A 10,223-nucleotide genomic window follows, 5' to 3' on the forward strand; every position below is an offset into this window, starting at 1 on the left:
CTACATGTCGCCCGAGCAGATCAGCGGCACCGAGGTCGACCGGCGCAGCGACCTGTACTCCTTCGGCTGCGTGCTCTACGAGATCGCCACCGGAGTACCGCCGTTCGACCTCGACGACGCGTGGGCCGTCCTCGTCGGCCACCGCGACACCCCGCCGCGGCCGCCGCGCACCCTGCGGGCCGAACTGCCCGAGTGCCTGGAGCGGATTATCCTCGACCTGCTGGCCAAGGAACCCGGCGGGCGCCCCGACAGCGCACGCGAACTGGCCCGCCGGATCGGCGTACTGCGGGCCGCGCCGGTGCTGCTGCCGGCCGCGGTGACGGCCCGGCCCCGCCCCGTGGGGACGACCGGCGCGACCGGCCCCGGGGCCCCGTCGCATCAGGTCGCCCGGCCCCAACCGGTGGGGCGCGTGCCCCGGCTGCCGTCCTGGACGCGGGGCATGACCACCGGCCGCAGGGCGGCCTTCGCCGGACCGCACACCGCGCCGCCGGACCCGGCGGCCGGCCTGTCCGGCGAATGGGTCGCCCGCCCCGCGACCGGCCGGGGCGAGCCGGTCCCGGCACAGGAGCGGCCCGCCCCGTCCCCGGAGGCCCTGACCGCCCTGGCCGGACGGCACAACGCGGGTCTGAGCCTGGGGCGCCTGGGCCGCTGGACGGAGGCGGGGGAGGTGCACCGCGCGGTCGCCGCGGAGCGTGAGCACCTCCTCGGCCCGCACCACGCCGACACACTCGCCAGCCGTTACGAGGTCGCCTTCGCCCTCAGTCGCACCGGCCGCGCCGCCGACGCCCTGCGCGAGTACAAGCACGTGGCCGAGGCCCGTATCCGCACGCTCGGCTCCGAGCACCCCGACACCCTCGCCGCCCGTCAGGAAATGGCGTACGTCCTCGCTCAGCTGGGCCGGCCCTTCGACGCCCACCAGGTGTATCTGTCGGTGCTCTCGGCCCGCGAGCGCACCATGGGGGCCGGCCATCCCGAGACCCTCCGCTGCCGGCACAACCTCGCCTTCAACCTCAGCAGGCTCGGCCGTCTGGAGGACTCGTACAGCACGGCGTGCGAAGTGGCTGCCGCCCGTGCCCGGGTGCTCGGCCCCGAACACCCGGACACCCTGGTCACCCGCTACGAAGTCGCTTACACCCTCGGACAGCTGGGACGGTGGGCGGAAGCCCTGGAAACCTACCGCGAAGTCGCCGAGGCCCGTGCGCGGGCGCTCGGCCCGGACCACGCCGACACACTCGCCGCCCGCTACGAGGTCGGCATCGGACTCGGCCGGCTCGGCCGCACCGCACAGGCCCTCGACCTCTACCGGGGCCTGGTCGACGACCGCACCCGGGTCCAGGGCCCCGCCCACCCCGAGACCCTGCGCGCCCGGCACGGCCTGGGCGTCAACCTCGGCCGGCTCGGCCGCTGGGTCGAGGCCCTCGCCGAGTCCCGCGCCGTGTGCTCGCTGCGCGAGAGTGCCCTCGGCGCCGACCATCCGGACACCCTGATCAGCCGCCGCGAGGTCGCCGTCGGCCTGGGCTGGCTGGGCCGCTGGGCGGACGCGCTCACCGAGTACCGCAGGGTGGCCGACGCCCGTGAGCGCCTCCTCGGCGCGGACCACCGCGACACCCTCGCCGCCCGCAACGACGAGGCCCACTGCCTGGAGCGGCTCGGGCACGGGGACAAGGCCGCCGGGCTGTACCGCGAGGTGGCGGCACTGAAGCAGCGGCGGGCGGCGGGCTGAGCGTGCCGGGCACGGTGACGGGGATGACGTACGACAGGTGTGCCGCTGCGACGAGTGCGCCCGGTGGTGCTCCTGCCCGAACCTCGCCCGTCGCCTGGCATATTCGGATCTTCACGTGCTACGAAGAACCGTGACCGCACACGAGGGAACCCGGACGTACGACGCCGTCATCGTCGGCGGAGGCCACAACGGTCTCGTCGCCGCGGCCTACCTGGCCCGGGCCGGACGCTCCGTACTGGTGCTGGAACGGCTGGACCACACCGGCGGGGCAGCGGTGTCCACCCGGCCGTTCCCCGGCGTCGACGCACGGCTGTCCCGGTACTCGTACCTGGTCAGCCTGCTGCCCCAAAAGATCGTCCGGGAACTGGGGCTCGACTTCCGGGTCCGCACCCGTACCGTCTCCTCGTACACCCCCGCCGAACGTGACGGACGGCCCACCGGGCTGCTCGTCGGCGGTGGTGAGCAGCGCACCCGCGAGGCGTTCGCCCGGCTCACCGGCTCCGAGCGCGAGTACCGGGCCTGGCAGCGCTTCTACGGCATGACCGGCCGCGTCGCCGAGCGCGTCTTCCCCACCCTCACCGGGCCGTTGCCCACCCGCGAGGAACTGCGCCGAACCGTCGACGACGAGGAGGCCTGGCGGACCCTGTTCGAGGAACCGATCGGTGTCGCGGTCGAGGAGAACTTCACCGACGACCTCGTCCGGGGCGTGGTCCTCACCGACGCCCTCATCGGCACGTTCGCCGACGCCCACGACCCCACGCTCCAGCAGAACCGCTGCTTCCTCTACCACGTCATCGGCGGCGGCACCGGCGACTGGGACGTACCGGTCGGCGGCATGGGCGCCCTCACCGACGCGCTGGCCGCCGCCGCGCGCGCCGCGGGCGCCGTCATCGCCACCGGTCACGAAGCGGTACGCATCGACACGGACGGCCGCACGGCAGAGGTCACCCACCGTACGGCCGACGGCGAGGGCGTCGCCGCCGCCCGGCACGTCCTGGTGAACGCCTCCCCGAGAGAACTCGCGGCGCTCACCGGCGACACTCCCCCCACCCCGGCCGAGGGCGCCCAGCTCAAGGTGAACATGCTCCTCACCCGGCTGCCGAGGCTGCGCGACAGCTCCGTCGACCCGCGCGAGGCGTTCGCCGGCACCTTCCACGTCGCCGAGGGGTACGGGCAACTGGCCGCCGCGCACGCCCAGGCCGCCGCTGGTGAACCGCCCACCGCGCCGCCCTCCGAGATCTACTGCCACTCGCTCACCGACCCGACGATCCTCGGTCCGGAGCTCGCCGCCCGGGGCTACCAGACCCTCACCCTCTTCGGCCTGCACACCCCGGCCAGGCTGTTCGTCCGCGACAACGACGCCGTACGCGAGGAACTCCTCACCGCGACGCTCGCCCAGCTCGACGCCCATCTGGCCGAACCGCTCGCCGACTGCCTGGCGACCGACGCGGACGGGCGCCCCTGCCTGGAGGCGAAGTCCCCGCTGGACCTGGAACGCGACCTCGGGCTGCCCGGCGGGAACATCTTCCACCGCGCACTGTCCTGGCCCCACGCCCAGGAAGGCACCGGGCGGTGGGGCGTGGAGACCCGGCACGCCAACGTCCTCCTGTGCGGCGCGGGCGCGGTGCGCGGCGGCGGGGTGAGCGGGGTGCCGGGCCACAACGCGGCGATGGCGGTACTGGAGGCGGACTGACGCAGGCCGGAGCGAGGGAGGCCGGACCTGCCCCGGTTCAGTCGGCGGACCGGGCCCACCCCGTCGCCTCGACGCGGGCGGCGTCCGCCGGACGGGCCTCGTCGAACAGGACGCGGCCGTCCGCCTGGACGCGCATCCCGTCGACGTAGGCACCGCGCCCCGCATACAGCCGGTCCGTCGCGTACCGCCAGCGCAGGGTGAGGCTCCGCGCGGCGGGCAGGCCGGCGGTGAGCCCGTGCCACACACGGCCCGACCAGCCCGTCGCGGTGCCCGCCGCATGCTGCTCCGGTGCCCCGTCCCGGCGCTCGGTGACGAACGGCACCGGCTGCCAGGCGGTGCCACCGTCGGTCGTGGCCTCCAGGGTGAGGAGGTCGGCGTGCGGCTCCGTGTCCCACCACAGGGCACAGCGCAGCCGCGCCCCGCCGGACGATGTGTCCAGCGCGGGCAGCGTGAGCGTCGCCGTCGTCGAACCGGCCATCCCGGAGAACCAGGACGTCCGCCCACCCCGCCCCGGCGCCGTCCGGACCGGGACCGCGCGGGCCAGCCGGTTCGCGGCGGCGACCCGGGGAGCCGAGCCGGAGCGCCAGCTGCGGACCGGATGAACCGAGTTGCCCAGGACGACGAGGAACGAGTCGGTCGTCGGGTCGAGCACCAGCGAGGTACCGGTGAACCCGGTGTGGCCCGCCGTGCGCGGAGTGGCCATCGCACCCATGTACCAGTGCTGGTAGAGCTCGAAGCCCAGTCCGTGCTCGTCCCCGGGGAAGCCGGTGTTGAAGTCGGTGAACATCAGCTCCACCGACTCCGGTCTGAGGATGCGCGCCCGGCCGTAGCCGCCGCCGTTGAGCAGGGTCCGGCCGAGGACCGCCAGATCCCAGGCGCAGGAGAACACACCCGCGTGGCCCGCGACCCCGCCCAGGCTGTAGGCGTTCTCGTCGTGCACCTCGCCCCACACCAGCCCCCGGTCGAGGCCGGACCAGGGCAGGCGGGCGTCCTCGGTGGCGGCGATCCCCGGTTTCCAGGAGGCGGGCGGGTTGTAGCGGGTGCGGTCCATGCCCAGGGGGCCGGTGATCTCCTCCCGCAGGAGGACGTCCAGGGAGCGGCCGGTGACCTTCTCGAGCACCAGCTGGAGCGAGATCAGGTTCAGGTCCGAGTACAGATACGCCGTTCCGGGCGCGCTGACGGGTGTCTCGTCGAGGACGAGCCGGACGCGCTCCTCGTACGTGGGCGCTTTGTAGAGCGGGATCCAGGCGCGGAAACCCGAAGTGTGCGTGAGCAAGTGACGGAGTGTCACGTCCTTCTTGCCGGCGCGGCCGAAGTCCGGCAGGTACGAGGCGACGGCCGCCTCCAGTTCCAGCGTGCCCCGCTCGATCTGCTGCACCGCGAGGACCGAGGTGAACAGTTTCGACACCGAGGCCAGGTCGAAGACGGTGTCCTCGGTCATGGGGATCTGCCGGTCCGCCGGGAACTCGACGCCGGTGTCGGTCCTCTCGTCGTAGGCCTGGTAGCGCACCGCCATGCCGATGGGCCGGTGCAGGGCCACGGTGCCGCCGCGCCCGGCGAGCAGCACGGCCCCCGCGTACCAGGGGTGTTCGGGCGAAGGGCCGAGGAACGCCTCGGCATCGGTGACGAGTCGGTCCAGATGGCCGGCGAGCAGTCCGGCCCGCCGGGCCGGCCCGCGCCGCAGGGTCGGGTGTCCACCACCCGCCGCAGCCGATTCCGCCGCAGCCGGCGAGGCCGCCGAGACCGGGCCGGCCGGGAGGGAGGCGAAGGCCAGTGCACCGCCCAAGGCCAGTGCGCTTCCGCCGAGTTGACGGCGTGTGATGCCACTCGGCTCTTCGTCCGCCATGGAGGGTTCCTCCCGTGTCGTGGCCGCGACCGCGGCCGGCGGCCTGAAAGATTCTTCCGGGGATCGCCTTGCGGGGTGAAACTTTCCTGTCAGGTGCGGGATGTGTCAATGGGGCGTGCGGGGTCATCGGCCGGGCCGGCGGCGCACCGGGGAGACCGCCGCCCTGGCGCTCCTCCTGAGCCGCCGGCGCCGTCACGTCCCTGCCCGCGCTCCGCATCGAAGGCACCGGCAGCGGGCGGCAGATGGCCGCCGCGCTCGGCCTCGGCGTCCGAGGGGAAGGGCGGGACCCGCCCGGTGCGGCGACCGCTCACCACCGGACGGGCCCGTGCGACCTCACTCGTCGCATGCGCATGCGGTTCTCACCCCGCGTCGACGCACGAGGTCTCGTTCAACGCTCCCGCACGCGGACCACCTTCAGCTCCGGCGAGGACCGGATGTCCTTCTCGCAGAAGCGGGACGTCACCCACCGCTCACCGGAGAACAGCCGTGTCTGGTCGCTGAAGTACGGCGAGTTCGGGTTCGACGACTGGGAGTACGTCAGCAGCGTCCGAGCCACCGGGCACCCGCTGCCGTCCCAGCCGACGGCCTGGACGTAGCTGGACCCGGTCGACACCTCCGTGTACCCGCGGGCCGGGTCCCACCGCGCCTCGACCTTGTTCCAGACGCCCAGCGACTCCGTACCGCCGGGCACGGCGATCCGCTTGCCGCCCCGCTCCACGAACTGGTGCTCGCCGAGCCGGGAGCCGAGCGCGATCCCCGCCGCCCGCAGCTCGGCGACGGTGTCCGCGAGAGCCGTGGCGAAGGCCGGAACGGAGGTGTCGAGACCGCGCGGGGTGCGGACCGGATCGGCGGCCGAGAACGGCACCTTCCACAACCGCGTCCCCGGCTCCGCCGCCGTGAGCCTCCGCCAGAACCGGTCGAAGAGCAGTGCGCCCCGGCTGCCGGTGTCCATGGTGCGGTCCCACCGGGCGAGCACGGCACACGACTCCCGAACGTCCACCTCCCTGCCGTCCGTGCCCCGCGCGGTGCCGCCCGGCAGCGCGGCGCAGGCCTTCGCCACGTCGTCCCCGGCGAGAGCGGCCGCGGGCACCCGGTCGGCGAACTGCTGCCGCTCGAGGTCCCGTACGGTCAGGCCGCCCCGGTCCGCCATCGCCGCGACGTCCTCGACGGCACCCCGGGTGCGCATCGACCGCTGTGTGCCGATCGTGCCGAAGACCCGCTCGTAGCCGGTCAGCGGTCGGTCGGCGTTGGACAGCCACGCGCTGTCGTTGGAGTTCTCCGCGTACGGCGCGTCCTTCAGGGTGGGCATCCGGGACTGGCCGAAGATGCCCGGCTGCACGGCGTCACGGTCGCGGCCGAGGGCGCAGTCCCCGCGGGAACCGTCCAGGACCGCGAGCCCCGACGAGGGGTAGGTGACCTGGCCGAGCGCCGTCGAACAGCGCTGCGCGAGCTCGTCGGTGATGCGGGGAAGCACCTGCGACTGGGTGAACAGGCTGTGCCCCCGGGAGTCGGCGGCGACCGTGTTGACCCAGGGCAGTCCCTGGGTGTGCCGCAGCGTGTCGAGGACGTCGCGGGTGCTACGGGCCTTGCTGAAACCCAGCCCGGTGTCGGAGGCGCGCAGGTTGGCGGCGTTGGGATCGTTCAGCGCGTAGGCCGTGCTGCCCGTCCAGGGCAGGGGCAGCGAGGCGCCGAGCGAGGTGACGACGGGGCCGTAGCGGGTCCACCACTGGCTGCGGGTCACCGGAGCGCCGTTCGCCACCGGCACGGTGACGGTACGTTTCCGCATCCGTTCCCGCCGGCCGTCGACCAGATAGACCGTCGGATCGGCCGGGTCGAGCGTCAGCTGGTGGAGGTTGAGCGTGACACCGGTGGCGACGGTGTGGCTCCACGCCATGTGCGCGTTGTGTCCTATGGACACCGTCACCGTGCCGAGGAGGGAACCGCCCGCCACGTTCAGCTCGCCGGGGATGGTCTGCTGCGACTGCCAGAACCGGCGGCCGCCCTGCCAGGGATAGTGCGGGTTGCCGAGCAGCAGGCCGCGCCCGTTCGCCGTGGCCTCGCCGCTGAAGGCGACCGCGTTGGAGCCCATGTCGGCCCTGTCGGCGGCGAACAGCTCACGAGCGGCCCGCGCGGCCTCCTCGGGCGAGGGCGACGGAGCCGTCCCCGTCGTGCCCCCGGCCTCCGAGGTCCCGGCGGATCCCGGTGATGCCGAGGATCCCGGACCCTCCGCCGCGTCCGGCCCGGCCGAAGCCGGCGGCCGGGCGGCCGTGATGGCGTCCACGGTCCGGCCCTCCCCGCCCAGCACGGCGATCGCGAATCCGCGCGCCGCCACGTCCAGCGTGGTCACCGGCCGCACCCAGTCGGCGTTCCGGCAGGCCGGATCGGTGATCCGGTTCTGCTTCAGCCACGCGTTGTACCCGGCCGCGAAGCCCCGCATCAGCTCCTTCACCGAACGGCTCGGACCACTCGGCGCGGGCCGCGCGAGCAGCTTCTCCACCGTGCCGGCCTCCCGCACGCCCCGGAAGTACAGGTCGCTGGAGAGGTTCGTGCCGGCCGAGGAGAGCGAGTAGTCGGGCGCGGCGTCCGGCCCGAAGAACCGCGAGCGGTCGCCGCGGACCGTCACGAAGCCGTCGGCCAGGGTGCACACCTGGTCGGCGGCCTGAGCCCAGCCGTTGCCGAAGCCCAGGTTCGCGTGGTCCTTCGCGACGATGTGCGGAATGCCGTGCTCGGTGTAGCGGACCACGGCGGACAGACCGCGGTGGGACGGATGTTCCTGACGGTCCGGTTGCTCGGCGGCAACGGCCGGCAGCGTGGCACCCATGGTCGACAGGGTCACCGCCGCGACGGCCGACCGTCTCGGACGTAAGCGCATCGTGCCTCCCGACATCACTGGGGGAAGGGGTGGTTGAGGGTAACAGCGGACATCCTCACCGGTCCGGGGCGTGAGTCGGACCGTCCGCGCGGCCTGGTGCCGACCGGCCCGGTCCCTTGACCTCCCCGGCCGGTGAACCGAGGATCGTCTTCCATGACGCCCGGACACGCCAGCACGGTTGACGGACTCCTGCGACGCAGCGCCCGCCGCACCCCGGCGCGCGTCGCCGTCGAGTACGGCGAACGCACCTGGACGTACGACGCACTCGACACCGCCGTCTCCCGCGCGGCGAGCGTCCTGCTCGGCGCGGGCCTGTCGCCCGGCGACCGGGTCGGCGCCTACGGCCACAACTCCGACGCCTACCTGATCGGCTTCCTCGCCTGCGCCCGCGCGGGCCTCGTGCACGTACCGGTCAACCAGAACCTGACCGGCGACGACCTCGCGTACCTCGTCGGCCAGTCCGGCAGCGGCCTGGTCCTCGCCGACCCCGACCTCGCCGGGCGGCTCCCGGACGGCGTACGGACGCTGCCCCTGCGCGACGCCGACGACTCGCTGCTCGACCTCCTGGCCGAGGCACCCGCCCACGACGGTCCCGAGCCGCGCTCCGAGGACCTGGTGCAGCTGCTCTACACCTCGGGCACCACCGCCCGGCCCAAGGGCGCGATGATGACCCACCGCGCCCTGGTGCACGAGTACCTGAGCGCCATCACCGCCCTCGACCTCCAGGCGGGCGACCTCCCCGTGCACGCGCTGCCGCTCTACCACTCGGCGCAGATGCACGTCTTCCTGCTGCCCTACCTCGCGGTCGGCGCGACCAACGTCATCCTCGACGCGCCCGACGGCGACCGGATCTTCGACCTGATCGAGGCGGGCCGCGCGGACAGCCTGTTCGCCCCGCCCACGGTCTGGATCGGCCTGTCCCACCGCCCCGACTTCGCGACCCGCGACCTGAGCGGACTGCGCAAGGCGTACTACGGGGCGTCGATCATGCCCGTGCCGGTCCTGGAGCGGCTCACGGAGCGGCTGCCGGACCTGGCCGTCTACAACTGCTTCGGGCAGAGCGAGATCGGACCGCTGGCGACCGTCCTCGCACCCGACGAGCACAAGGGGCGCATGGACTCCTGCGGGCGGCCCGTGCTGTTCGTGGACGCACGGGTGGTCGACGAGGACGGCAAGGACGTACCCGACGGGACACCCGGCGAGATCGTCTACCGGTCGCCGCAGCTGTGCGAGGGGTACTGGGACAAGCCCGAGGAGACCGCCGAGGCCTTCCGCGACGGCTGGTTCCGCTCCGGGGACCTCGCGGTGCGGGACGCCCACGGCTACTTCACGATCGTCGACCGGGTCAAGGACGTCATCAACTCCGGCGGCGTCCTGGTCGCCTCACGGCAGGTCGAGGACGCGCTGTACACGCACGGGGCGGTCGCCGAGGCGGCCGTGATCGGCCTTCCCGACGACCGCTGGGTGGAGGCCGTCACGGCGGTCGTCGTCGCGCGCGGCGAGACGACGGAGGAGGAGCTGATCGCGCACGCGCGCGAGCGGCTCTCCTCCTTCAAGGCGCCGAAGAGGGTGCTGTTCGTGGACGAGCTGCCGCGCAACGCCAGCGGGAAGATCCTCAAAAGGGAGCTGCGCGACCGCTTCACCGGGTGAGCGCGGTACCCGACCCGGGGTGGGCCGGCGCGATTCAGCGCGGACGCAGGTCCACGATCCTCCGGATCTTGCCCACCGACCGCTCCAGCGTCTCCGGATCGACGATCTCCACCCCGACCGACACCCCGATGCCGTCCTTCACGGCCGCCTCGACGGACCGCGCCGCCGCCGCGCGGGTGGCGGCGTCCGCGTCCGGCCGGGCCTCGGCGCGCACCGTGAGGGCGTCCATACGGCCCTCCCGGGTGAGCCGGAGCTGGAAGTGCGGCGCCACGCCCGGTGTGCGCAGCACGATCTCCTCGATCTGGGTGGGGAAGAGGTTCACCCCGCGCAGGATCACCATGTCGTCGCTGCGGCCGGTGATCTTCTCCATCCGCCGGAACGTCCGGGCCGTCCCCGGCAGCAGCCGGGTCAGGTCCCGCGTCCGGTACCGGACGACCGG

Annotated in this window: 5 protein-coding genes and 1 pseudogene; 3 read left to right on the plus strand and 3 right to left on the minus strand. The window is 73.7% G+C overall.

Annotated elements, in window-relative coordinates; translation table 11 throughout:
• A partial coding sequence (locus AOK11_RS14435; protein WP_055594115.1) for a tetratricopeptide repeat protein occupies nucleotides 1-1,723 on the plus strand: 1,723 nt, incomplete at its 5' end.
• A gap of 130 nt (nucleotides 1,724-1,853) precedes the next feature.
• Entirely contained in the window at nucleotides 1,854-3,416 is a 1,563-nt protein-coding gene (locus tag AOK11_RS14440) for a phytoene desaturase family protein (RefSeq protein ID WP_206188839.1), read from the plus strand.
• Between the two features lie 37 nt (nucleotides 3,417-3,453).
• Here the strand turns inward: AOK11_RS14440 and AOK11_RS14445 are convergent, their stop codons facing one another.
• Complete coding sequence (locus AOK11_RS14445) at nucleotides 3,454-5,262, minus strand: serine hydrolase domain-containing protein (RefSeq protein ID WP_055594116.1); 1,809 nt, start codon at nucleotides 5,260-5,262, stop codon at nucleotides 3,454-3,456.
• Between the two features lie 388 nt (nucleotides 5,263-5,650).
• The gene (locus tag AOK11_RS14450; protein WP_055594117.1) at nucleotides 5,651-8,134 is read right to left on the minus strand and encodes a penicillin acylase family protein; all 2,484 of its coding nucleotides are present in this window, start codon (nucleotides 8,132-8,134) and stop codon (nucleotides 5,651-5,653) included.
• Nucleotides 8,135-8,287: 153 nt separating this feature from the next.
• On the opposite strand from AOK11_RS14450, the gene AOK11_RS14455 reads away from it, so the two are divergent.
• A complete protein-coding gene (locus AOK11_RS14455; protein ID WP_055594118.1) occupies nucleotides 8,288-9,784 on the plus strand; it encodes an acyl-CoA synthetase in 1,497 nt (498 codons plus the stop codon).
• Nucleotides 9,785-9,818: 34 nt separating this feature from the next.
• Here the strand turns inward: AOK11_RS14455 and AOK11_RS14460 are convergent.
• Nucleotides 9,819-10,223 (minus strand): annotated as a pseudogene (locus AOK11_RS14460) (phenylacetate--CoA ligase); the annotation flags it as partial.

This window comes from Streptomyces hirsutus, from assembly GCF_001418415.1.
Taxonomy (GTDB): domain Bacteria; phylum Actinomycetota; class Actinomycetes; order Streptomycetales; family Streptomycetaceae; genus Streptomyces; species Streptomyces hirsutus.

Excerpts from the sequence above, each read along its gene's own strand:
- AOK11_RS14445 (WP_055594116.1), bottom strand. The coding sequence starts at position 5,262 with ATGGCGGACGAAGAGCCGAGTGGCATCACACGCCGTCAACTCGGCGGA.
- AOK11_RS14450 (WP_055594117.1), bottom strand. The coding sequence starts at position 8,134 with ATGCGCTTACGTCCGAGACGGTCGGCCGTCGCGGCGGTGACCCTGTCG.
- AOK11_RS14455 (WP_055594118.1), top strand. The coding sequence starts at position 8,288 with ATGACGCCCGGACACGCCAGCACGGTTGACGGACTCCTGCGACGCAGC.